This window comes from Pseudomonas sp. Y24-6 (genome assembly GCF_020295325.1).
GTDB lineage: Bacteria > Pseudomonadota > Gammaproteobacteria > Pseudomonadales > Pseudomonadaceae > Aquipseudomonas > Aquipseudomonas gregormendelii.
In genome coordinates this window covers 101,582-124,950 of record NZ_JACBXG010000016.1, presented here as the reverse complement: position 1 = coordinate 124,950, position 23,369 = coordinate 101,582, and the positions used below count along the sequence as shown (strand labels likewise).

At 59.2% G+C, this 23,369-nt stretch carries 18 protein-coding genes and 1 pseudogene; 9 read left to right on the top strand and 10 right to left on the bottom strand.

Going from position 1 to position 23,369, the window contains the following annotated elements; genetic code table 11:
• Positions 1–47 precede the first annotated feature (47 nt).
• Positions 48–485, bottom strand: a complete 438-nt coding sequence (gene tspO, locus HYI44_RS25370; RefSeq protein ID WP_122840282.1) for a tryptophan-rich sensory protein TspO — start codon at positions 483–485, stop codon at positions 48–50.
• Between the two features lie 121 nt (positions 486–606).
• Positions 607–1,302 carry a tRNA (adenine(22)-N(1))-methyltransferase gene (locus HYI44_RS25365; protein ID WP_318653948.1) on the bottom strand — a complete coding sequence of 232 codons (696 nt, stop codon included), beginning with the start codon at positions 1,300–1,302 and terminating at the stop codon, positions 607–609.
• Positions 1,303–1,680: 378 nt separating this feature from the next.
• Here HYI44_RS25365 and HYI44_RS25360 point away from each other — a divergent pair, with 378 nt between their 5' ends.
• Together HYI44_RS25360 and HYI44_RS25355 are read left to right on the top strand one after the other, a co-directional pair.
• Positions 1,681–4,488: an EAL domain-containing protein gene (locus tag HYI44_RS25360; RefSeq protein WP_225570821.1), complete on the top strand. Its 2,808-nt coding sequence runs from the start codon at positions 1,681–1,683 to the stop codon at positions 4,486–4,488.
• A gap of 95 nt (positions 4,489–4,583) precedes the next feature.
• A complete protein-coding gene (locus HYI44_RS25355) occupies positions 4,584–5,933 on the top strand; it encodes an MFS transporter (RefSeq protein ID WP_201147145.1) in 1,350 nt (449 codons plus the stop codon).
• On the opposite strand, the gene HYI44_RS25350 is transcribed toward HYI44_RS25355, so the two are convergent.
• From HYI44_RS25350 to HYI44_RS25340, 3 genes are all read right to left on the bottom strand, one after another.
• Positions 5,870–8,770, bottom strand: coding sequence for an EAL domain-containing protein (locus HYI44_RS25350; protein ID WP_225570820.1), 2,901 nt, complete (start codon positions 8,768–8,770; stop codon positions 5,870–5,872). The two genes, HYI44_RS25355 and HYI44_RS25350, sit on opposite strands and share 64 nt — an antisense overlap.
• A 242-nt stretch (positions 8,771–9,012) precedes the next feature.
• Entirely contained in the window at positions 9,013–9,390 is a 378-nt protein-coding gene (locus HYI44_RS25345; RefSeq protein WP_412548510.1) for a LysR family transcriptional regulator, read from the bottom strand.
• Positions 9,391–9,518: 128 nt separating this feature from the next.
• The gene (locus HYI44_RS25340; RefSeq protein WP_122840258.1) at positions 9,519–10,007 is read right to left on the bottom strand and encodes an Lrp/AsnC family transcriptional regulator; all 489 of its coding nucleotides are present in this window, start codon (positions 10,005–10,007) and stop codon (positions 9,519–9,521) included.
• Positions 10,008–10,136: 129 nt separating this feature from the next.
• On the opposite strand from HYI44_RS25340, the gene HYI44_RS25335 reads away from it, so the two are divergent.
• The 6 genes and pseudogenes from HYI44_RS25335 (at position 10,137) to HYI44_RS25315 (ending at position 15,114) form a co-directional block, all read left to right on the top strand.
• On the top strand, positions 10,137–11,594 hold the full coding sequence (locus tag HYI44_RS25335) for an L-lactate permease (RefSeq protein ID WP_225570819.1): 1,458 nt from the start codon (positions 10,137–10,139) through the stop codon (positions 11,592–11,594).
• Between the two features lie 230 nt (positions 11,595–11,824).
• The gene (locus HYI44_RS25330; RefSeq protein ID WP_225570818.1) at positions 11,825–12,628 is read left to right on the top strand and encodes a glycosyltransferase; all 804 of its coding nucleotides are present in this window, start codon (positions 11,825–11,827) and stop codon (positions 12,626–12,628) included.
• Positions 12,629–12,634: 6 nt separating this feature from the next.
• Positions 12,635–12,841: pseudogene (locus HYI44_RS29460) on the top strand (LysE family translocator); the annotation flags it as partial.
• 52 nt (positions 12,842–12,893) lie between these two features.
• Positions 12,894–13,448, top strand: a complete 555-nt coding sequence (locus tag HYI44_RS25325) for a YdeI/OmpD-associated family protein (protein WP_225570817.1) — start codon at positions 12,894–12,896, stop codon at positions 13,446–13,448.
• A 318-nt stretch (positions 13,449–13,766) separates the two neighbouring features.
• Positions 13,767–14,072: an NUDIX domain-containing protein gene (locus tag HYI44_RS25320; RefSeq protein WP_318653947.1), complete on the top strand. Its 306-nt coding sequence runs from the start codon at positions 13,767–13,769 to the stop codon at positions 14,070–14,072.
• Between the two features lie 40 nt (positions 14,073–14,112).
• Complete coding sequence (locus HYI44_RS25315) at positions 14,113–15,114, top strand: diaminopimelate epimerase (protein WP_225570816.1); 1,002 nt, start codon at positions 14,113–14,115, stop codon at positions 15,112–15,114.
• 139 nt (positions 15,115–15,253) lie between these two features.
• Here the strand turns inward: HYI44_RS25315 and HYI44_RS25310 are convergent, their stop codons facing one another.
• Complete coding sequence (locus tag HYI44_RS25310; RefSeq protein ID WP_225570815.1) at positions 15,254–15,823, bottom strand: DJ-1/PfpI family protein; 570 nt, start codon at positions 15,821–15,823, stop codon at positions 15,254–15,256.
• Positions 15,824–15,985: 162 nt separating this feature from the next.
• The gene (locus tag HYI44_RS25305) at positions 15,986–19,009 is read right to left on the bottom strand and encodes an FAD-binding and (Fe-S)-binding domain-containing protein (protein WP_225570814.1); all 3,024 of its coding nucleotides are present in this window, start codon (positions 19,007–19,009) and stop codon (positions 15,986–15,988) included.
• Between the two features lie 159 nt (positions 19,010–19,168).
• On the opposite strand from HYI44_RS25305, the gene HYI44_RS25300 reads away from it, so the two are divergent.
• Positions 19,169–20,053 (top strand): LysR substrate-binding domain-containing protein, encoded by an 885-nt coding sequence (locus HYI44_RS25300; RefSeq protein ID WP_225570813.1) that lies wholly within the window; start codon positions 19,169–19,171, stop codon positions 20,051–20,053.
• Positions 20,054–20,057: 4 nt separating this feature from the next.
• On the opposite strand, the gene HYI44_RS25295 is transcribed toward HYI44_RS25300, so the two are convergent.
• The 3 genes from HYI44_RS25295 to HYI44_RS25285 all read right to left on the bottom strand — a co-directional run bounded on the left by HYI44_RS25295 (position 20,058) and on the right by HYI44_RS25285 (position 23,368).
• Entirely contained in the window at positions 20,058–21,602 is a 1,545-nt protein-coding gene (locus tag HYI44_RS25295; protein WP_225570812.1) for an amidase family protein, read from the bottom strand.
• Between the two features lie 153 nt (positions 21,603–21,755).
• Positions 21,756–22,655 carry a glycine betaine ABC transporter substrate-binding protein gene (locus tag HYI44_RS25290; RefSeq protein WP_225570811.1) on the bottom strand — a complete coding sequence of 300 codons (900 nt, stop codon included), beginning with the start codon at positions 22,653–22,655 and terminating at the stop codon, positions 21,756–21,758.
• Between the two features lie 44 nt (positions 22,656–22,699).
• On the bottom strand, positions 22,700–23,368 hold the full coding sequence (locus HYI44_RS25285; RefSeq protein WP_225570810.1) for an ABC transporter permease: 669 nt from the start codon (positions 23,366–23,368) through the stop codon (positions 22,700–22,702).
• Position 23,369 lies beyond the last annotated feature (1 nt).

Below are 23,369 nucleotides of genomic sequence, written 5' to 3'. Positions count from 1 at the left end.
GACGAACCGTTACGGTTAGCGTAACGATTCATCGCTGAAACAGGCACTCAGTTGTGGCGCAGTATCGAAAAGTTCAGCGCACTGGCTACGCACAGCCAGATGAGATACGGAAACAGAATCAAGCCGGTGACCAGGTCAAGGCGCAAGGCCAGCACGACCATCGCCGCGACCACCAGCCACAGCAGCGAGATGATCACCATCCCGGCGAAGATCCGGTGGGCGCCAAAGAACACCGGAGTCCAAAGCGTATTCAGGGCAATTTGCGCCGCCCACAGGGCGAGCACCACCTGGCTTCCGGGCATCAGGCTCAAGCGATACCCCGCCCAGGCGAGCAACAGATAGATAATCGACCAGGCCACAGGAAACAGCCATTTGGGCGGGGTGAAGCTGGGTTTGTTGAGTTCTTCGTACCATTGCCCGGGTTTGAAAATGATCCCGGTGCTCGCCGCAGCACCGCAGGCTATGAGAAATATTAGAAAGGTCATCATCTGTCCTTAGCTGAGGCCAGCTATCTGGTTTGGGAAAGCCGTGACGGCAGTCTCAGGGTTGGACAACCCGGGTAAGCGAAAAAGTCTGCGGGGGGCAATTGTTTTTCACCCGCCTGGCTCACCCCAGCAACGCGATGATCCACCGGGCCTGACGGGCCAGGTCTTGCACCTTCTGCTCCGCGACGCCCTTGCGCGCCATGGCGAAGCTGCCCAGGGTCTTGTGCTTTTGCTGCAGCAGACGCTGCCACTTGGCCAGGAACAACGGGCTGCGGGCCTGCATCTGCAGCGGGCCGAAGTACAGCTCCTGGGCAGAATACCGTACCGGTACATCGCGCTCGGCCACGATGATTTCGTAATAGAAGCGGTTTTCCTGCAGCAGCTCCTCGCAGAGGATGCGGTAACCGTTGTCCATCAGCCATTGGCGCAGTGGCTGCTCGCCGCCGTTGGGTTGCAGGATCAGGCGCTCGTGACCGCCGAGGTGCGCCTTGCCGTCTTCGAGAATGTCGCGAATGGTCTCGCCGCCCATGCCGCAGATGCTGATGGCCGTAATTCCGTCACCCGGTTCGATCGCTGCCAGGCCATTGGCCAGGCGCACGCTGATGTGCTGATCCAGATCACTTTCACGCACCGTGCGCTCAGCCGAGAGGAACGGCGTCAGCGCCACCTCACCCGCGACCGCGGCCGCAATCACGCCACGGCGCATCAAGGCCACCGGCAGGTAGCCGTGATCCGAGCCGATATCCGCCAGGCGCGCCCCGGCCGGCACTTGCGCCGCAACGCGCTCAAGACGCATGGACAGTGTATGTTGGTTCAACTGCGGTTCCTTCTTGCACGGGTATCCGGGCCGTAGCCGGATCAAGAAGAGATTGTGTCGGCCAATGGTATGGATTTCAATAAGCGGCGGTCGTCGGATCAGTGGAACCACTGAAGAGTCAAATTCATCCAACATCGATATGCACAATCGCCACCGGTTTACGCCGTTCGATTTCAATGATGACTTTCAGGGATTGACGCTTTGAGAAGAACCCGAGCTGGCACGGCGAGCGACACAAGTGATAAACCGGTTACGGCCCAACCACGATCGTGGCGGACATTCGCACTGCCAGGCAGCATTTTCCTGACCGGCGTCGTCCTCTCCGTCACCCTTGGGACCCTGGATTCACGAGAAGAATCCCAGGCGGCGAGAGCCCAGTTGATTTCCACGCTGGCCAATATCAGGGCGCACCTTGAGAGCGAAGTGCGCTCAACGTTTGATGTGACTGAAGGCATCGGCCAGCTGGTGAGAGTAGATGGTGAAATTTCATCTGCTCATTTCGACGGAATGGCCCGGCAGGCGATTTCATCCCAGCCGCATATTCGCCACATTGCGCTGGCGCCTGACGACGTCGTGCGCAATATCTTTCCGCTGGAAGGAAACCGCAAAGTCCTGGGGCTGGACTATCGCAAGATTCCTGAGCAATACCGGGCGATCAAACGATCTCGCGAACAAAAAGAAGCGCTTTTGGCTGGGCCCGTGCATTTGGTTCAGGGTGGCCTGGCATTCATCCATCGTCGACCCGTTTTCATCAGCCACTCTGGCGGCGAAGACACTTACTGGGGCAATGCTTCAGTCGTCGCAGACGTGCTTCAACTGCTCACTGCCAGCGGTATCGTTGACAACAAAGACTTGCAACTGGCCCTTCGCGGAGAAGATGCAACAGGTGCAAGCGGCGGGATGATCTACGGTGCGCCTGAAATATTCGAGGGGGACGCAGTCACCACGGTAGTTGATGTTCCAGGTGGCCAATGGGAGCTCGCGGCGCTGCCGCAGCAGGGCTGGCCGGCGAGTTCCCTGTTCAAATCGCCGCTGTTTCTGGTGGCCCTCACCTGCACCGGCTTGTTCACCTTTTTCGCCGCGCAACTGAGCAAGAGCCACCTGCTTGTTCGCCAACGCCATGCTCAATTAGCCCACGAGGTTGAAGAACGGCGGACGCAGAAAGCCCTGTTGCGCGACATCGTCGACAACGCCCCATCACTCATTTACGTCTACGACACGGAGGGCAAACTTCGACTGTGCAACCGCATGTTCGAACAAGCTGCTGGTCTTACTTTCGAGGAAATGGAGGGCAAAACCCGCGAAAGTTATCTGCCCTTCACCGAGGCCAAAACCCTGCGCGAAAACGACCAACACGTGATTTCGAGCGGCGGCAGTTTACGATTTGAGGATCAGGTCAAAAAACAGGGTATGACGCGCACCTACCTGACGACCAAGTGCATTTTGAAAGGGCCAAGTGGGCAGGCTTCAGGGGTGCTGGGGATTTCCACCGACATCACCGAAATCAAACAACGCACCGAGCAGCTGCGTCTTGCGGGAATCGTTCTGGATAACACCGCTGACGGTGTGATCATCACCAATGCACGCGGACACATACTCTCGGTCAACGCAGCCTACATGAAGATTTCAGGCTTCAGTGCCGAGGAGTCCATAGGCTTGAAGCCGAACATACTCATCACTGACAAGCAAGACAACGGCTTTTACCGGCAGATTCTCAAAAGCCTGAAGACCACCGGTTTGTGGCGCGGCGAGCTGTGGAATCGGCGAAAAAACGGCGAGCTTTATCCGGAATGGCTGACCATCAACGCTGTTTACAATGACGATGGCAACGTCAATAACTACGTTGCGGTGTTTTCGGACATTTCAGCGATCAACCAATCGCAATCCGATCTGGAGCGAATGTCCCATTACGACCCGGTGACCGCCCTGCCCAATCGAGCCTTGTTCAATGAACGGCTGCAGCATTCCCTCGATCTGTCGCTGAGCTATAACCAGTTTCTGGCAGTGGTGGTGCTGGATCTTGATGGTTTTAAAACAGTGAATGACAGCCTGGGGCACTCCCTTGGTGACCTGCTTCTGCAACAGGCATCGTCCAGGTTCCTGGCGTGCGTGCGTTCCGAAGATACGGTGTCCCGGCTGGGAGGTGATGAATTTGCGCTGATACTGAACAATCTTGCCCACCCCACCGACGCCATCATCGTTGCGAAAAAACTCCTGGTATCACTTCAGGAACCCTTCGATTTAAAAGGCACTTCCACCTTGGTGACGGCAAGCATCGGCATATCAGTGGCGCCCCACGACGCCGAGACGCCTGAGCAGTTACTCAGGCAAGCGGATACGGCCATGTACGGCGCGAAGGAAGGAGGACGCAACGACTACCGTTTTTACCAGCCTGAAATGACATTGCGTGCCCAGGAAAGACTCAATGGCGAGCGCTTCCTGAGGCGTGCAGTGCTTAACCATGAATTTGAAGTGTGGTATCAACCAAAAATCAACCTGCTGGACAATACAGTTGCAGGCGCCGAGGCGCTCGTTCGCTGGCGCGATCCTTTACAGGGCCTGATTTTCCCGGGCGAATTCATACCTTTGGCGGAAAACACCGGTTTGATCATCCAGATCGGCGAGCAAGTGATCGAAATGGTCTGCAGGGATATCAGGCGCTGGGCTGATCTGCAGATAGTGCACGGTGTTATCGCCATCAATGTGGCGCCTCTGCAAATCGACCGCAGCGATTTCGTCGAAACCCTCAAAAGTGCCTTGCGAGCCTTCGACTTGCCCGCGCATGTGCTGGAGGTAGAAGTCACTGAAAGCCTCATGATGGCAAGCCCCGAACATTCCAGGGAAGTCCTGGCTACGTTGCAAGGCCTTGGCGTAACCACTTCCATCGACGACTTTGGTACAGGCTATTCCTCGCTGGCGTACCTCAAGCTCTTGCCCATTGACCACCTGAAAATCGATCGCAGCTTTATTTCCGATCTACCCAACGACTCGCGCGATGTGGCGATCACCAAAACCATCGTGGAATTGGGGCATGCCCTGGGCTTCAAAATCATTGCCGAAGGCGTGGAAACCGAAGCGCAGCACAGCTTTCTCAAGCAGACAGGCTGCGATCAGGCACAGGGGTACCTGTATGGCCGGCCAATGCCTGCCGCAGATTATGAGGCCTGGCTGAATGGACGACAGTAGTCGGTCCTGAATACGTCAACGACACTTTTGAGCTGAGACGTTTCAGCCGTTGCCCGGATAATCGCAGGCTAACGGATGAAACGTCGAGGTTCAGCATGACAAGCGCCGCCGCAGAGCAGGTCAGCCCGAAGACCCTGAGAAAAGTGATAGTCGCCGCCGCTATCGGCAATTTTGTCGAGTGGTTTGATTTTGCCGTCTACGGCTTTCTGGCGACGACCATCGCCCAGCAATTTTTCCCCAGTGGCGATGCCAGCGTCGCACTGCTGAAAACCTTCGCCGTGTTCGCCGTGGCCTTTGCGTTTCGGCCCTTGGGCGGGATTTTCTTTGGCATGCTGGGGGACCGGATTGGGCGCAAGCGCACCCTGGCGATGACAATCCTGCTGATGGCCGGCGCGACGACCCTGATAGGCTTGTTACCCACGTACGCAGCGATTGGGGTCATGGCCCCGGTGCTGTTGAGCCTGATCCGCTGCGCCCAAGGGTTTTCCGCCGGCGGTGAGTACGCGGGTGCCTGCGCCTATCTGATGGAGCATGCGCCTAATGACAGACGAGCCTGGTATGGCAGTTTCATCCCGGTGTCGACCTTTGCGGCGTTCGCCTCGGCGGCGGTGGTGGCTTACGCGCTCGAAGCGTCTTTGTCCGCTGAAGCCATGGGCAGTTGGGGCTGGCGCCTGCCGTTCCTGATTGCCGCGCCACTGGGGCTGGTGGGCCTGTATCTGCGCTGGAGGCTGGATGAAACGCCGGCTTTCCAGGCCGTGACTCAACAGCATGCGGTGGCACACTCCCCGCTCAGGGACACGTTTCGCGACCACGGCAAAGCCATCTGCTGCCTGGGCGCCTTCATCTCGCTGACGGCCCTGTCGTTCTACATGTTCACCACCTATTTTGCGACGTACCTGCAAGTTGCCGGCGGCCTGAGTCGGGCAACAGCGTTGCTGGTGTCACTGATCGCCCTGATTTTTGCCGCGCTGATTTGCCCGCTGGCCGGGTTGTACTCCGACCGGGTGGGCCGACGGATGACCGTAGCGAGCGCCTGCGTGCTGTTGATTGTGGTGGTGTACCCGTCATTTCTGATGGCCAGTTCCGGGTCGTTTGCAGCGTCTATCCTGGGCGTGTTGCTGCTGGCGATTGGCGCAGTGTTGTGCAACGTGGTCACCGCGGCATTGCTCTCGGAAACCTTCCCGACCCGCACTCGCTACACCGCGTCAGCGATCACCTACAACATGGCCTACACCCTGTTCGGCGGCACCGCGCCGCTGATGGCGACCTGGCTGATCAGCACCACCGGCAGCAATCTCTCGCCAGCGTTCTACCTGATCGCCATTGCCCTGCTCGCGCTCGCCGGCGGCCTGGCCCTGCGCGAGACTTCAAGGGTTTCGCTTCACGATATTCCGACAGGCAACGTCTCCAGCAGCGCCTCCAAACTCATCGGTTTGGCAAAATAATATCCCTGGGCTTGCGTCGCTCCCATTTCGCGCAGCAAGTCCAGCGTCGCCTGGTCCTCCACGCCTTCGGCCACCACGCTCAGGTCCAGTGATTCGGCCATGCGCACAATCGCCCGCACGATCGCCCGGCTGCGCGGGCTGGAGGTAAGTTCGAGGATGAACGACTTATCGATTTTCAAGCCACTGAAGCGGTACTGGTGCACATAGCTCAGGGAGGAGAACCCGGCGCCAAAGTCATCGAGCACCACCGACATGCCGTTGTCGGCCAATTGCTGCATGGTCAGGCGGGCTATGGCCGGTTCCGCCACCAGCGCGCCTTCGGTCAGCTCCAGGCAGATGCGCGAAGGCGCGACCTGGTGGCGGGCCAGCAGGGCCAGGACATCACTGGCGAAATCCGGGCGCGTCATGCTGTAGCTGGAGCAGTTAACGTGCACCGGCGGCCAGTTGGCGTGCTCCGGTTGGGCGAGGATCACCGCGATGCAATTGAGCATGTACAGGTCCAGCCGACCGATCAGGCGCAAGCCCTCGACATCCGGCAGGAACTCGCCCGGCCCGATTACCCGGCCCCCAGGCTGATGCCAGCGAATCAGCGCTTCAAGCGCCAGCAGTTCGCCGGTTGCGACGCTGACGATCGGCTGGAAATACGGCAGCAACTCATCGGTGCGCTTGAGCGCATTGCGCAGTGCCCCTTCGCGCTCGACCTGGTCCGAGACTTCACGGCGCACTTCCTGGTTGAACACCGCAAAGCTGTCGCGCCCGGCACTCTTGACCCGGTACATCGCCGCATCGGCATCGCGCAGCAAGTCCGCCGGCTCGTGATGGAACTGACTGTCGGCGCTGACGATTCCGATGCTGCAGGATGAAAACACCTCAAGGCCGTTGATGAAAAACGGCAGGTCGAACGCCACCAGGATCCGCTCGGCGATGTCGATCACCACTTCCAGCGGCGCGTCCGGTGCCAGCACCGAAAACTCGTCGCCGCCCAGGCGCGCCAGCAGGTCAGTTTCCCGCAGGCAACCCCTCAGGCGTTGCGCGGCTTGCATCAACAGCAGGTCGCCGAAGTGATGGCCGAGGCTGTCATTGACCATCTTGAACCGGTCGAGGTCGATGAACATCACCGCCAGATGCCCGCCTTCGCTGCCGAACCGCGACCAGGCCACGCCAAGACGCTGCTGCAGGCAAGTACGGTTGGGCAGCCCGGTCAGCGCGTCGTGCAGGTTCTCGTGCTGCAGCTTGGCATTGGCGTGATCAAGCTCACGGGTACGGTTCTGTACCCGGGCTTCAAGCTTGAGGTTGGCAGCATGGATCGCCTCGGCTGCCGTGCGACGCGACAACGCTGTGTCGATGTGCCGCGAGACGAACGTCAGCAGCTCCTGATCGCGCAGGGTATAGCGCACCTGCGAGGTATAGCTTTGCACCGCGAGCACACCCCGTACCACATCGCCATCGAACAACGGAATACCGAGCCAGGAGTAGGAACGCATATGCGCCTCGGCCAGTTCGGTTTCATGGGTGGCGGACAAGCGCTCGGCCTCGGCCGAATCCACCAGGCATGGTCGCCGCTGGCGGATCACATACTCGGTCAAGCCCCGGCGCCCACGTCGTGCCAGCGGGCGGGTGGTCTGGCGCTCATCGACATAATAGGGAAAGGTGACTTCGCCGTTGGCGTCGTCGAACAGTGCGATGTAGAAGTTGTGGGCGAACAGCAGTTCACCGACGATGCCATGCAAGGCCTCGAACAGCTCGGTCATGTCCCCCGGCCGGCTCGACAGTTCGGCAATCTGGAACAGCGCGCTCTGCAGGTGTTCGGCGCGTTCGCGCTCCGCCACTTCCTGGCGCAGCGCGTCGTTGAGTGCCGACAGCTCGAGGGTCCGGCGCATCACCGTCGCTTCCAGGTCCTCACGGTGCAGAATACGGTCCAACGCCATGGCCACGTGACGGGCTACCACCAGGAACAGCGCGCGGTCCTCAGCGCTGTAGGTGCGGGACACCTCGTAGACCTGCATGGCGAGCATGCCGAACACTTCATCAGAGGCATTTTTCAGCGGCGCGCCCATCCAGAACTCCGGACGGTCTCCCACGCAGTAGAAGCGACCCTCCTCCTGGGCCGCGAGCATGCCGGCCGCGTCGATCAGCAGCGGCTGGCCACTGGTCAACACTTGCCCGGTCAACGACAGGTGCGCGGGGTCCAGGTACTCGTAGTGTTCGGCCTCCACGGCATCCACGTCGATGATGTCGACGTAGTACGGGTAGTCGATCTTGCCCGTGTGCGGGTCGTATAGCGCGAGATAGAAGTTCTCGGCGTCGATCAGGCTGGCCAGCAGCCGGTGCACCCCCACCAGGAACACAAAACGGTCGCGGGTCGAACTGGCCAGGTAGGTGATTTCATAGAGCACTCGCTGGGTAATCTGCGCGCGCGCCAGGGTGTTGGTCTGCACCTCGATGCCCAGGCGCTGGGCAAACTCGGCCAGCATCGGGTCGGCGGCATCATCCTGGGGCGCCAGTACCCACCCCAGCACGGTTTCACCGCGGCCGGTTGGCCAGCGGTGCAGGCGCCGGGTCAGGCAGAACGCTTCGAAGTCTTCGTTGGCAACAATGGCCGGCCAATGTTCCTGCGGCTCACCCTGCCCGACCAGATGCAGTTGCTCACCGGCGCGGTAAACCGCCCAATGGCCGGTGTGGGCACCGCTGCGCGCCGAATCGAGCAGACGTTCTATCGCGTCATGCCCGCCCGCCGCAGCCCGGCCGAGCGGGTCCGCGTGGCGTGGCGGCTGAGCGGCATCGGCTGCGCGGTCGCTCAATGGCTGCGGGGAGCCCTGCAATGGATCAAAACTCATCAACGCTCCCTGGGCCAGTAAACTGGCGATACCCACCTACCGATTGCGAGCAACGTGCCGGCGAGCATCCCGTTTAAGGCGTTTAGGAGTTTTTTTCAACCGATTTATTCGCTTTGCGCTCAAGTTCGCCATCGCCCGCACCTGGAAGTACTCCAGCGCTTCAACCCTGCGACGGATCTCGCGCCACTATCGCGGCGCAAATACGACTCCCACGCGCTCGGCATACTGCAACCAGGCCGCCTTCAGACGCTGCACCGTCTCGGGTTGGCTGGCCGCCAGGTCCGTGGTTTCGCCGCGATCCTTAGCCACATCGAACAGTTGCCATTGCGGCGGGTACAGGTGGCCGGGTCAAACCCGACCGGCGAATCGACGATGTCCCGTGTCAGCGCCAGGGCCTCACGCACTTTCGGCAGCAGCTCCAGGCCCAGCGCTGTCGGCTCCAGCCGCCGGCCGACCTGCACCAGCAACGGGTCGTTGAAATGTTCGCGCAGGCGCCCCAGCGCTGAACTTGCCGCAGACTGGCCCAGGCACAAGCGCTCCGCCGCCCGGCTCACACTGCATTCGCTGAGCAAGGCGTCCAGGGCCACCAGAAGGTTCAGGTCGAGACGTCGATAACGCATACAGTTCCACTACGGCTGAGAATTGCTGCAGCAACCCTAAACAGACGTTGAGCCGAGGAACAATCGCAAGCTCCGTTACGAGCTATCACGAAAAACACTACATCGCCTGCCAGGGTGCGACTGCGCCGTTACCCCGCCAGGCTCGGCACCTCAAGCCCGACCTTCACCCGGTCCAGTGCCACGATGGTCTTGAACCAGGTCACGTTGGCGTTTTCGGCAAACAATCGCCGGGCCAGGGCCTGGTATTCCTGCATGCTGGCGACGGTCAATATCAGCACAAAATCCACCTCGCCAGTGACGTAATAGCACTGCTGCACCTGCGGCACGGCGAAGTGGGCTTTGATCGCCTCCAGGGCCTCGATACTGGTGCGCTCGACCATCACTTCGACAATGATGGTGATCGGCCGGCCGACGGCAGTGGGGTCAACAATGGCCACGTTGCCGGTGATCACGCCCTTCTCTTCCATGCGCTTTATGCGGCGCTGCACGGCGGCCGTGGACAGGTTGACCTGCTCGGCCATCAGCCGCAACGGCGTGGTGTTGTCGCGCTGGACGAGGTCCAGGATCGCACGGTCAAATTTATCCAGCGATTCAAATGCAGCGTCCTTGTTAGCCATGCGAGCCCCGCGAGAAAATTTCCCGAAAACTAGCAGAAAACCGCGACCCTTTATCTAGCCACGAGAAATATTATCTTGCGTGCAGCCTGCCTTCGCAGCCTGACCGGCCACTCACACAGGATATTCGGCATGCTCGCACTGTTTCATCTTTCCCCCGTCCTGCTGGTCACTGCAATGCTGGTGGTGCTGCGCCGCCCGCCGGTGCACGCCGCCCTCGCCGGCACGTTACTGGTGGTGGTTTTGTGGCTGGCGGGTGCTGCCGACGCGTGGCACCTGGGCAGCCTGCTGGCCGCTGCGCAAGACACCGCCGTGCTGTTTGCCAGCACCGCGTTCGTGATCGTGCCGGGGCTGGCGTTCGTGATTTGCATCGAGCGCCTGGGCGTCAATGTGGCGCTCAGCCAATGGGTGCAATCCCTGGGCCTGCGTCGCGGCGATCAACTGGTGTTCATCGTCCTCGGCCTGGCACCGTTACTGGAAGCCATGACCGGTTTTGGCGTGTCGCTGATCGCAACGGTGCCGCTGCTGCTCAGCCTCTTTGAGCGCCGGGTTGCCCTGCGCATCGCCTTGGCCGGCATGGCGATCATGCCGTGGGGCACCCTGGGCCTGGCCTCGGTGATCGGCGCCTCGCTGGCACATCTGGACGCGCCGGCCCTGGCTGCGACTTCGGCCCTCACCAGCGCCCCGGTGTTTCTTGCCCTGAGTGCCATGGCGTTGTACCTGGCAGGCGTGCGCGAGCTGCGGGAATGGCAGGCGCTGGGCGTTTTCTGGTTGCTGTTCGTGGCCGTGCTCTACGCAGCCAGCCGCTGGTTGGGGCCGGAAGTAGCCGGCGTTGCCGCCGGCCTGTTCACCGCCAGCGCCGTACTGGCTGCCGGGCTGTGGCGGCGGCGCAGCGCAACCACCCGCAGCACGGTGCAATGGCCGCGACAGGCCTGGCCTTATGTGCTGCTGATCGTCTTCATCGTCGGCTTGAAAACGCTGTGGAGCATCACCGGCTGGCAGGATCTCTGGATCGTCCAGGGTGCCCAGGTGACGTGGAAACCCTTGGCTTCACCGGGCGTCGCGCTGATCCTGGTGCTGATCGGCCTGGGCTTCTACACGCGCAACACGCCACGCCAGACGGGGCCGGTCGTTGGTTGGCTGACGGCATTGGCGGTTCGGGCGAAACGCCCCTTGCTGACGATTTTCTTCTTTCTGGCCATGTCGCAGATGATGGTAAAAGCGGGCTTTCTGGCGGGCTTGATGCAACTGTTGGCAGGGTTGTCGCCCACCGCTGCGACTTCGCTGGTGGCCCTGCTCGGCGGGCTGTCCGGCTACATGACCGGATCAAACGTGGGCGGTAACGCGATCTTCATGCCGGCCATCGCGATGTTGCCGGAAACCTCCCGCCTGTTGCTGGCCGCCGTGCAGAACAGCGCGGCAGGACATGCCGCACTGGGTTCGCTGTCGATCGTCATGCTGATCCTGGGGCTGGCGAAGACCCATGCCAGCGAGGAAAGCGCACTGGTGAGGTTTGGCTTCGGGCTGGTTTGCCTGAATACGGCGTTGGTGGCTTTGAGCGCGATGCTGCTGGTGGGGTGGCTTGGGTAACAGCGAGCGATCGCCTCAAACCGCTCTGCCACCCAGATTCCTCGTTCGACGAACGGGGCATGAAAGTCTGGCGATCTGGGCTACATCGATGCCGATGGACATCAGCGCATGCCCGCGTTTTTGGCTGGAGCCCGGCGAGATTAAGTTTCACTTAAGGTCGTTTACTTACTCTCGCGCCCACTTAAACCGCAGCACAAACCAAGCGCAAACAATAACTGGGCATTCAGGTTATGAAGCATCTTTCAAACAACACGAACACTCCCTTTAGCATTGTTCTGGTTAATTACAAAACACTCGACATCACCAAAGCCTGCCTCGACCTTTTATACAAACACGTGGGGCACCGGAATATCCCGGTCTGGGTCGTTGACAACGACTCCGCGGATGAGAGCGTCCAATACCTGCGCTCGCTGAACTGGATCAACCTGATCGAACGCAAGTCAGCCGGCCCGGAAGCGGGCCATATGGCGCACGGCAGAGCACTCGACATGGCGCTGGCGCGCGTCACAACCGACTACCTGTTCCTGCTGCACACCGACACCTTCATCTACGATGAATCCGTGTTCGACATGATGTTGAGCAAATGCATCAACGATCCGCAGGTCGCGGCTGTAGGCTGTGTCGAGCAACTGGATCGCGGGGTGATCAGGTCTGCCTGGCGTTATGCTTCGCGGCTGTACAAACACCATTACCGCCGCCTGAAACAAACCTTGGGGCTGCGCTCCAAAGACCCGAAGCCCTGGCGCGAAGTCCACCTGAAGAGTTTTTGCACCCTGTGGAACTGTGGGTTGATGAAGCAGCATGATCTGCATTTCCAGCTGGATGATCGTGTGCCCGGGTACACGCTGCAAGACCGCATGGTCGAGATGGGATACACCGTCGAATTCATTTCGCCCGGAACGATATTCAAGTACCTAGACCACATCCAGGCCGGCACAGTCGCTGCCGCCGGCGGCTACAGCACTGCCCACCGTCGCAGCAAGATGTACAACGAGATGCTCAAACGCATCGGCAAAACCGGCTTTGCGCAATAAGCGCAGACCTCAGCAGCGCCTGCCCACGTTTCGGCTGGCACTTTTTTGTTGATGCTGGGCGTTGTAGTAGTGGTCTGCGCGATTTGGTATGGCATGGTCGCAATCGCCCTTTCGCAACCCATGATTGCTCGCGCGTACCAAGGCAGGAAAAAAGCGACCGATCGGCTGTGTGGCGGGTTGATCTTGTCTTTGGGAGTTCGCCAGTTGGTGTAGCCGTTGTGTTCAAATGACAAGCAATAGTCAGGTAACAGTTGCAGGCGATGCGATGACAACAACCGATGTGAAATCCCGCTTCGAAGCAAAGCTGCTTCGTCCGGCAAAGCCTGGTGATGATAAGTCGTGGACATTTTTGGTACTGCCCAAAGATGCGAGCGAACAACTGCCGAGGCGAGGAAGGACGACGGTTGAAGGCACGCTCAATGGGCACCCATTCCAGGCAACGCTCGAGCCCGATGGTCAGCTGAGCCATTGGCTGCGGGTCAGTAAAGAGTTAAGCGAGGCCGCAGGCGCGGACGCTGGGGATATGGTGAAGATAGAGCTAAGCCCAGCCAAGAAGGAGCCTGAGCCTGACGTCCCGGCAGATTTCCAGGAGGCACTGGCAGCCACTCCAGAGGCGCGCGAAGTCTGGAACAGTACGACGACCATCGCACGGGTGGACTGGATACACTGGATTACTTCAGCCAAGCAACTCAAGACACGCGCAAAACGAATGGGTGATGCCTGCGAAATGCTTGCATCCGGCAAGAAACACGTGTGCTGTTTTGATCAGTCTGGTTACTACAGTAAGGCCTTCAGTGCGCCTGAGGCCGAAAATTCTTAAAGACTAGTTGTAAGCCCCTCTGGAGATGTCCTCCTTTTCCACTCCTTATCTTTCGCTGAATTCGGCTGTCGAGCGATCAGACAAATGCGTCCAACCGGTCCCTGTAGGAGCTGTCGAGTGCAACGAGGCTGCGATCTTTTGATCCGACAAAAATTCTGNTATCTTTCGCTGAATTCGGCTGTCGAGCGATCAGACAAATGCGTCCAACCGGTCCCTGTAGGAGCTGTCGAGTGCAACGAGGCTGCGATCTTTTGATCCGACAAAAATTCTGGCGGATCAATCTGCTCCAACACGCGATTCGCCGTGACCTCCGCCAGCATGATGCTGTTGGAAATCCCCAGCAGCGCATTGCGGTCTCTCCTCCAGATAGATATATGCTTCATCGCCGATAAGGACATCACCCTGTCACCGAACAAGGCTTGCCCCGTCATCCTCTCCGGTATTCCTGGCGCGCACATCCTTCTGTTCCGCCATCCAATTGCAGGCGTACAACTGGTCAAAGGGACAATCGAGAAAGATGAAACTCCCGCTCAGGCCGCTCTGCGTGAACTAAGCGAAGAATCGGGCATAGCAGCCGCCTCGGTTGTTAGCGATATGGGCTCCTGGGACGCCGGGCATCGTTAGAATCTCATACACCTATTGCACTCACAGCCGAGGAACAGCAATGACGCAGTTTTACGATGCACGTGGCAACATTTATGGGGTCGTCAGCCCGCAGGCGCTGCGTGCCCAGGGTGTTGATCTGCCCCTTGACGCTGAGGCGGCGGCGATGAGACGCCTGGATTGGGCCTCCCAGGCGATCAGCGTCTCATGCACCTGGCCTGAAGGGCAGCAACCTGCAGGGACCAAGGAATATCGTTCGGACGGCCTACTGATCGGACCGTTCCAGCACACGGCGCCTTTTGATCTACTCATCGTGAATACAGACGGCACCCTGGCTGAACGCAGTGGCAATGGGCTGACCATTTTTGCCCAATCCCTTGCCGACAGAGGGCTAGTGCCACACCAAACGACGTTCACGATGCGCGTGCATCACGACAAACATCACTCTCCGACGGCGGTAATGGTCGAGCGAGCTAATTACGATGATATTGCAGGTTTTTGGCTGGATCTGGGTAAACCGGAATTCGGGCCGCACGCTGTCGATGCCAACGCCTCCAACATCGATGCTGCTGAGTTAAATGGTCGTGTAGTCAGCTCGGTGAAGCGCTTAAAGCAAATCGACGGAAAATGGGCACACAGTGTGTTCATCAGGATTGGTAATCCACACTGCGTAACGTTGGTATCGGATCGACAAGCGCTGCCCGGTTTCGACTCGCTGAATCGGGAACCCTTGAATAATGCACTGAGAAAAATCGCGTTCGCGGAGGGCGAATTTGGCGTTGGAGAACCATGCGCTGCGGGCATCAATCTTCAATGGGCTTACGTGGTGAACGAAGGCCAAATCGAAGCGAGGATTTTTGAGCGAGGAGAAGGGCCGACAGCATCTTCAGGCACCAGTGCGAGTGCCGTGGCTTGTGCGGCGTGGATGGCCGGTTGGGTCAATGCCGGGCATGTGCGAGTAATAATGCCGGGCGGAACTGCCCCGGTGCGGTTGGTTGAACGAGACGGAATTTTGCAACAGGTGTTTCTGTTCGGTACGACGTATCAAATAGGAAGCGTTTGAGGGAGCGAGATCGAGCATTTCCCGATAGGGCCGGCCGTCTTTTTTGTGGCGATTGGAGCGCTTCGCTACAGGCAGCAATCGGCCATGAGCGGCCACTCGAATACATCACCTGGATCAGCTGTTTTGTAGGACGAAGCGGTCACCGATGTTCCGCTGCCAACATTGACCTGAACTGAGAAATGATCTCTGAAGATAGCCCGGCACCTTCGAACACTGCGCAGGTGAAGCTAACGGGTGCAGGGCCTGGAGCAGTTATGATGCGGTCTGCAACCACAGCTACCGGACTGTTTCGATAAAGCGTGCGCCCTTCATAACCTACGGCATTCTGTTTTAAGAAGTCAGCGCTGTTCGAGGTATGAGGAACCGTGTCGAGAAGCCCGGCCCTAGCAAGTGCCAGCGTTCCCCCACAGATACCGGCAATTGTCGCTCCATTTGAACGACTAGCATGAAGAAAGCCTCGAATATCCGGTGCTTCTGCACTTTCCCAGACCATTCCTCCAATGACGACAACAACGTCCGGTTTCCAGTCCAGACATTGTTGCAAACTGCTATCGACAGTTACAGCCAATCCACCCTGCGAGCGGAACTGACCCGTAGCAGGAGCGAAAAACCTGACGTCGATCCCGTAAAACGGGGACGCAGTTCCAGCAATGAAAGCATATTCCCAGTCCGCAAAACCGGGTGTCAGTATCAATCCCACACGTGCCATCAGTCAGAATCCTCCATGAATGCCAATAACATTTTGTGACAATAAACATACATCAAGGGTTGCTTTGGGTCGATTGAAGCCCCTTGCGACAGGCAGCGATCGGCCAGAAGCGGACGTTCGGTTCCAGCATCCATCAGCAGGATTCAAACAACCACTCCTCTTTCACATCGCGAGCGTATGCTCTAACACAACCTCCAACGGATGGCGCAATTGCATGTTGGCGAAGCGCTTCACCTGACTGCGGCAGGAGTATCCCGTTGCCAGCGCCTCGCTCTTTTCATTCAGCTTGCCGGCCCAGGACTGCTCAAAAATGGTCCGCGATTGGACTTGGTTGCGCACTTCATGGCCGAAGGTTCCGGACATGCCGCAGCAGCCCGTCGCTTCAGTCGTCAAATTCAGTCCGAGCCGGGCAAAAACTGCTTCCCATTGCGAAGTGCTGGCCGGGGCATTGGTTTTCTCGGTGCAGTGCGCCAACAAACGGAATGTCCCAGTCGCGGGATGCGGGTTTTTCGGCAACACATCGCAGAGCCACTCCTGAGGCAGCAAGACTTTCGGGCAATCATTCAGCCCCGATACTTTCTGATATTCCTGCCGGTAGACCAGCGTCATCGCCGGATCCAGACCCACCAGCGGTACTCCAACGTCGGCAAGCGCCTTGAGCTGATTGCCGTTACGGATTGCCGCCTTGGCGAAGGCACCGAGAAAGCCCTGTACGTGCAACGGCTTGCCGTTGGCGCTATAAGGCGCCAGGAACACTCGAAAGCCCAGCCGGTGCGCCAGCTGAATAAAGCTCGCCAGCAACGGGGTCTCGAAGTATCGGGTGAAGGCGTCCTGCACCAACACCACGCTACGCTCACGCTGCGCCACGGTGAGTTCGCGCAGGGCTGGCACGCTGGCGACAGCGACATTGCAGAGGGTCAGCGTAGCCTGCAAGTCATGACGATTGATCAACGGACTGTCGAGCATGCCGACCTGTCGCTCAAGCAACTGGCTCACCCATTTCGAGCTCATCACCGCGTTGTACAAACCTGGCGCGTAGGCCATGTAAGGAATGGTGAACTCCAGCGAGCCAATCAAATAATCGCGCAGCGGGCGTTGATAGCGACCGTGGTACAGTTCGAGAAAACGCGAACGAAAGTCCGGCACGTTAACCTTGACCGGGCATTGCCCCGCGCAGGATTTACAGGCCAGGCAACCGGCCATCGCATCGTAGACTTCGTGGGAGAAATCCGCCTCGCCCCGCGAGCGCGCCAGGTTATTGAACAACCGCGTTGGCAACCCGCTTAACCACGCCATCCTGCCCCGCGCCGCGTGCAACACATCGATATTGGCCGCGCCTTGCAAGCGCAGCCACTCGCGGATTAATGAAGCCCTGCCCTTCGGTGAATGCTGGCGTTCACGGGTGGCTTTCCACGAGGGGCACATCGCGTCGTTGGGGTCGTAGTTGTAGCATGCGCCGTTCCCGTTGCAGTGCATGGCAGTGCCGAAACTTTGCCAGACGCGTTCGTCGATCTGCCGGTCCAGATCTCCGCGCAGCGTCACTTCGTTGACCTTGAGCAAGCGGTGAGCGGGATCCGGCGGAGTGCATATCTTTCCGGGATTGAGCTGATTGTGCGGGTCGAACGCGCCCTTGAGCGTTTGCAACGCCGGATACAACTCGCCAAAAAACTCTGGCACATACTCAGAACGCAAACCCTTGCCATGCTCGCCCCATAGCAATCCACCGTATCGCCGGGTCAGCTCGGCCACGGCATCGGAAATCGGCTTGACCAGCGCGGCCTGGACCGGGTCTTTCATGTCCAGCGCCGGCCGCACGTGCAACACACCGGCATCGACGTGCCCGAACATGCCGTAGGCCAGGTTGTAGCTGTCCAGCAACGCACGAAACTCGGCGATGTAGTCGGCTAGTTTTTCCGGCGGCACCGCGGTGTCTTCGACGAAAGGCTGAGGACGAATCTCACCGTCGACGTTACCCAACAGCCCGACCGAGCGTTTGCGCATGGTGTAGACCCGGCTAACGGCTTCGGCACCTTCGGCCAGCGTGTGCCCCAAGCGCTCGATGGTTTTGTCCTGCTGCAGATGCGCCACGAACGCCGCCACGCGAGCCCTCACCTGCGATGCGTCATCGCCGCTGAACTCCACCAGATTGATGCCCAGCGTCGGGCGCCCGGCGTCGCTTGGGAAATACTCGGCGACGCTGTGCCAGACGATGTCCTTCATCGCCAGCAGCAGTACCTTGGAGTCCACGGTTTCGATGGACAATGGCTTTTGTACCAGCAACGCATTGGCGTCGCGCAGCGCATCCATGAAGCTGCCGTAGCGCACGTTCACCAGCACAGAATAATTGGGAATCGGCAGCACGTTGAGCTTGGCTTCGACGATGTAGCCCAACGAACCTTCCGCACCGCACAGCACGCTGTTGAGGTTGAAACGCCCGTGCTCGTCGCGCAGGTGCGCCAGGTCGTACCCGGTCAGGCAGCGGTTGAGTTTGGGGAAGACCGCCTCGATCAGCTCGGCCTGGGTTTCCTGAATGTGCCGCGCCACCCGGTACACTTCGCCGATTCGGCCGGGCTGCGCGCAGGCCACTTCCAGCTCGGCGTCGGACAAGGGCTGGCTGTGAAGGCGCTCGCCGCCGAGCAATACGCTGTGCAGCTCCAGCACATGATCACGGGTCTTGCCATAGGTGCAACTGCCCTGCCCGCTGGCATCGGTGTTGATCATGCCGCCGACGGTGGCGCGGTTGGACGTCGACAGCTCCGGAGCGAAGAACAGTCCATGGGGCTTGAGCGCGGCATTAAGCTGATCCTTGACCACACCCGCCTGCACGCGCACCCAACGTTCGCCGACGTTGATTTCGAGGATTGTGTTCATGTGCCGAGACAGGTCGACCACAATGCCGTCGGTCAATGACTGGCCATTGGTGCCGGTGCCACCGCCCTTGGGGGTCAGCTTAATCTGGCGAAAGCGCGGTTCGCCCATCAAGGCGGCGATGCGCGTGATGTCGTCCGCATCCAAGGGAAATACCGCCGCTTGCGGCAGGCGTTGGTAAATGGAGTTGTCGGTCGCAAGCACGGTCCGGGTGGCGTAGTCGGCGCTGAGCTGACCACGAAAGCCGCTGGCGCGCAGTGCCTGAAGGAATTCCGGGTAGTATGCCGAAAGTGCAACGGTGGGCAACTGAGCGATCATCGCAGGTGGTTCTCTTATTGGTCGAATCACGGGAAAATTCAAAACACTTGTCGCCTGAGAATTAATACGGCAACCTCAAGTCCTCGGTTGCGCCAATGATCCTGTAGGTTCTGGCGTGGGACAAACGGATAATAGTGCCGCTATCGATGACTTTTACGAATGAATTACCGCCACCTCACCCCTTCGATGTCGTTGCTGCTGGCCTTTGAAGCCGCTGCCCGCCATGAAAGCTACACCCGCGCAGCGATGGAACTGTCGCTGACCCAAAGCGCGGTGAGCCGGCAAGTCCAGGCGCTGGAACAGCAACTGGGCGTGACTCTGTTTCGCCGTGAAGGCCGGCAAGTGCAATTGACCGATGTCGGCCGTCTCTATCAGCGGGAAATGAGCGAAGCGCTCGGCCGCATCCGCAGCGCCACGTTGCAAGCCATGGCCTATCAATCCGGCAGCGGCACCTTACGCCTTGCCACCTTGCCGACCTTCGGCTCGAAGTGGTTGTTGCCGCGCCTGCATGACTTCTATAAAACCCATCCCGGCATGCTGGTGCACATCAATTCGCGGATCGACGCCATCGACTTCGAAACCAGTGGCATCGATGCGGCGATCGTTGTTGGCAGTGCCGACTTGCCGGGGCTGATCAGCCATCGCCTTCACACCGAAGAACTGATGGTGATCATTTCTCCAGAAGCGGCCGAGGTCCCTGACGAGTGGACCCCCGAGCGTATTGGCGGCCAGACGCTGCTCAATGTCGCGAGTAATGCCAATGTCTGGGGCGAGTGGTTCAGCCACCACGGCCTGCCCCATCGAATGATGCGGCTGGGGCCCAGTTTCGAGCTTACCTCGCACTTGATCCAGGCCGTCCGGGCCAGCATCGGCATCGGTCTGGTGCCTCGCATTCTGGTGGCCGACGAGTTGGCCAACGCCGAGCTGATCAGCCTCGACCAACCCTTCGCCAGCCAGCGCAGCTACTACCTGGCCTACCCGCCTCGCAACGAAATGCTGCCGTCGCTCGTGGCCTTCCGAACCTGGTTGCTGGAACAGATCTGAACAATCAACGCCCGAGGAACGCGTAGCCGAAACCAACCACCTTAGCGTCCTCGCCGTAGCCACCGAGGAACGAAACACCGACCGGCAGGTTGCCCTTGATGGTGCCTGCCGGAACGGTGATCTCGGGGAATCCTGTTGCGGAGGCAATGTACGACGATGCGTAGGTATCGCTGGAGGCGCACACATAACTGTCATCAATCACGCCATGCACCACCGACGCAGGGCAGTTGATGGTGGTGAAGAAAAGGCTGTCGACTTTATTCTGCTTCATGATGCCCATCAGCTGTGCGCGCAACTGCGGAATTTTCCGCGAGAGGATCGAGATGTACTGCGGCGAATCGGTGCTGGTGGCATCCGATACCGTTTCCAGCCCGGCCAGACGTGCCGGGTTCATGCCATGCGGCCCGTTTTCAGCCTGATTTTTTTTGGCGAGCTCGAGAAATTGCGCAAGCGTTCGGGGCTGACTCGGGTTGAGGGTCGCGAGGTAGCGTTCGAATTGTGGCTTGAATTCGCTGTCTCCCACCGGGCCGAGCACGTCGCCCCAAAGGTTTTCAAAGGCTTTTGGCAGTTCGATGGAGACGACATGCGCACCGCGCTTGCCGAGGGTTTCCTGGGCTGCTTTGAAGACCGCATCCACCTCAGGGTTCGCGCCTTTGAAATTGGTGATCACGCCAATGATTTTGCCTTGCAGCGAGGAACGATTCAGCGCAGGTTCGAACTGTATTTTATCGGCGGCCAGCTCCAGGGTCGCCGGGTCCGTTGTGTCCTGGCCCTTGATCGCGTCCAGCACAATCGCCTGATCCAGCACGCTGTTGGTGATCACGCCACCGGTATCGAACGCCAGCGACAGCGGGATAATGCCGCTACGGCTGATCAGCCCCAGCGACGGTCGAAAACCCACGGTGCCCGTGACGCTGGCCGGCGCGCGGATCGAGCCGCTGGTGTCCGAACCCAGCGCAAACGGTGCAAACGCCGCCGCAACCGCGGCGGCAGAACCGCTGCTGGAGCCAGACGCATCACGCTTGGTGTTTCTTGGATTCAACGTTTGGCCACCAAACGAACTGTAGCCAAACCAGCCAAAAGACGCGGCAAGTTCCGACAGGTTGGCCTTGCCGAGAAGAATCGCCTGCCCGTCGATCAGCTTCTTGACGGTGAACGCATCCTGGCTCGGCACCGACGAACGCAGCACATAGGAGCCGCCGGAAGTGACCATCCCGGCGGTGTCAAAATTGTCCTTCACCACGAAGGGAATGCCGGCCAGTGGCGCGTACTTCGCATTGGGGTTTTTTGCCCGCTCGGCATCCCACTGACGGGCCTGATCGAGCGCCTGCTCATTGAGGGTCACCAGCGCATTGATATTCTGGCCCTGATGATTGTTCGCCTGAATGTTATCCAGATAGTGCTGGACCAGTCGTTCGGAACTGAGGGTGCCGTTGTTCAACGCATGTCGCATGTCGGCGAGGGACATGCGGTCGATACCGTCATCCGCCTGAGCACTTGCCGCCACTAGCAACAACGAAACCGCCACGAACCTTTTATTCAACTGCATGAGTAATTCTCCTAATGAACAGGCGAACGCAATGAGCTCATGCCCCACAATCGGGGTGAGCGCGACAAACAAGAAGGATAAAAACAGGCCAGCGAGAATTAGCCGGCCCGGACAATGACGTTGAGACCGAGCGGTTTCAACGTCAGCGAGGCGTCATTGAAGCAACTGGTTCTTTTGCAGGAATTCCTTGGAAACGCTCTCGATGGACTCACGGCCGACATCGACCCGAGAGTTGAGACCGGCAATGGTGTTGTCGTCCAGTTTCGAAGACAGGGCGTTAAGCAATTCGCCGATTTTCGGGTTCTCTTTAAAGATTTCGGTGCGGATGACGGGCGTCAGCGCGTAGCTGGGGAAGAAGCCTTTATCGTCCTTCAGCACCACAAAACCGAAGGCCGGAATTCGTCCATCGGTCGACAAGACCAACGCCAGGTCGACTTGACCGTCCCTCAGCGCCTGGTAGGTCAACCCGCCGTCCATGCGAACGATATTCTTGCGTTCGAATTCAAACTTGTACGTTTCTTGAAGAGGACGCAGGCCATCGGGACGGGAGAAGAATTCCGCGTTCGAGGCGAATTTGTAGGATTTGCCCGCTTCAATGTTTTTTGCGAGATCGCTGATCGAGGCAACGCCATCCTTTTCGGCTTCGTCCTTGCGCATGGCAAAGGCGTAGGTGTTGTTGGCCTTGGAAGGGTTCAGCCAGGTGATGCCCTTCTCGGCATCCAGCTGACTGATCCGTTTATACGTTTCGTCAGCGTCGAGTTTGTCGGTGACTTTGTTGTAGGTAATCAGCGACGTGCCGGTGTATTCCCAGTACACATCGACCTGACCGTTTTCTTGAGCCGCACGCAATACCGACGAACCGAGGTCCGGTCGTTTATCAACGCTGTAGCCATTGGCGCGTAGCAGTTGAGCGGTCATCTCGGCCACCAGTTGCTGCTCGGTAAACTTCTTGCCACCGACCACAATCGTGCTGTTGGCAGAAGCGTTGCCGACGACACCTGAAATAAGGCTAAGGCTAAAGATCACACTGGCGAGCATTCGATAAATCATCATTCACCTCATATTATTTTATTGGTTTAGGTCGATGGTCTTCAGATTCAGTCGCGCCCGGCCAACCTCAGGCCTCGTGACACTGCAAGGGTTTGAATCACGCCGCAGCCCAGATCGACTGCAATCGCCAGCAGCGCGGTCGAGGCGGCGCCAGCCAGCATCATGCCAAAGTCATTCAGGTCGATCCCGGTAAAGATCAACTCGCCCAGCCCGCCGCCACCGACCAGAAAGGCCAGAGGCGCGGTACCGACGTTGATCGCCAGCGCGGTACGGATGCCCGCGAAAATCACGTTCATCGCATTCGGAATTTCGACTTTCCACAGCGTTTCTCGTGGCGTCATGCCCATGGCCTCGGCCGCTTCGACCAAGTGCTGCGGCACCGCGCGCAAACCTTCATAGGTATTGACCGCGACGGGCAGCAAGGTGGCGACGAACAAACCGATGATGGCCGCCCCGCTGCCCACGCCGATCACACTCATGGCCAAGGCTAGCAACGCGAGCTTGGGGATCGCCTGCCCGACGTTAAGAAACTGCATGCTGGCCATGGCGTACCGTTGGTTCGCCGGACGGCTCATCCACACGCCCAACGGCAGCGCGACGGCCAGGGCCAGCGCCCCGCTGACGGCCACGATCTGCAGATGCTGGACCGTCAGGTAGCTGATGTCGCCCCAGTAAAACTGCAACCCTTGCCAGAATCTGCTCAGTAAGTCAGGCATC

What these genes read in the sequence shown, in the direction of transcription:
- HYI44_RS25345 (WP_412548510.1), bottom strand. Translation starts at nt 9,390, where the DNA reads ATGCGTTATCGACGTCTCGACCTGAACCTTCTGGTGGCCCTGGACGCC.
- HYI44_RS25290 (WP_225570811.1), bottom strand. Translation starts at nt 22,655, where the DNA reads ATGATGATTTATCGAATGCTCGCCAGTGTGATCTTTAGCCTTAGCCTT.
- tspO (WP_122840282.1), bottom strand. Translation starts at nt 485, where the DNA reads ATGACCTTTCTAATATTTCTCATAGCCTGCGGTGCTGCGGCGAGCACC.
- HYI44_RS25305 (WP_225570814.1), bottom strand. Translation starts at nt 19,009, where the DNA reads ATGATCGCTCAGTTGCCCACCGTTGCACTTTCGGCATACTACCCGGAA.
- HYI44_RS25295 (WP_225570812.1), bottom strand. Translation starts at nt 21,602, where the DNA reads ATGCAGTTGAATAAAAGGTTCGTGGCGGTTTCGTTGTTGCTAGTGGCG.
- HYI44_RS25335 (WP_225570819.1), top strand. Translation starts at nt 10,137, where the DNA reads ATGCTCGCACTGTTTCATCTTTCCCCCGTCCTGCTGGTCACTGCAATG.
- HYI44_RS25325 (WP_225570817.1), top strand. Translation starts at nt 12,894, where the DNA reads ATGACAACAACCGATGTGAAATCCCGCTTCGAAGCAAAGCTGCTTCGT.
- HYI44_RS25300 (WP_225570813.1), top strand. Translation starts at nt 19,169, where the DNA reads ATGAATTACCGCCACCTCACCCCTTCGATGTCGTTGCTGCTGGCCTTT.
- HYI44_RS25320 (WP_318653947.1), top strand. Translation starts at nt 13,767, where the DNA reads ATGATGCTGTTGGAAATCCCCAGCAGCGCATTGCGGTCTCTCCTCCAG.
- HYI44_RS25350 (WP_225570820.1), bottom strand. Translation starts at nt 8,770, where the DNA reads ATGAGTTTTGATCCATTGCAGGGCTCCCCGCAGCCATTGAGCGACCGC.
- HYI44_RS25285 (WP_225570810.1), bottom strand. Translation starts at nt 23,368, where the DNA reads ATGCCTGACTTACTGAGCAGATTCTGGCAAGGGTTGCAGTTTTACTGG.
- HYI44_RS25330 (WP_225570818.1), top strand. Translation starts at nt 11,825, where the DNA reads ATGAAGCATCTTTCAAACAACACGAACACTCCCTTTAGCATTGTTCTG.
- HYI44_RS25310 (WP_225570815.1), bottom strand. Translation starts at nt 15,823, where the DNA reads ATGGCACGTGTGGGATTGATACTGACACCCGGTTTTGCGGACTGGGAA.
- HYI44_RS25355 (WP_201147145.1), top strand. Translation starts at nt 4,584, where the DNA reads ATGACAAGCGCCGCCGCAGAGCAGGTCAGCCCGAAGACCCTGAGAAAA.
- HYI44_RS25340 (WP_122840258.1), bottom strand. Translation starts at nt 10,007, where the DNA reads ATGGCTAACAAGGACGCTGCATTTGAATCGCTGGATAAATTTGACCGT.
- HYI44_RS25315 (WP_225570816.1), top strand. Translation starts at nt 14,113, where the DNA reads ATGACGCAGTTTTACGATGCACGTGGCAACATTTATGGGGTCGTCAGC.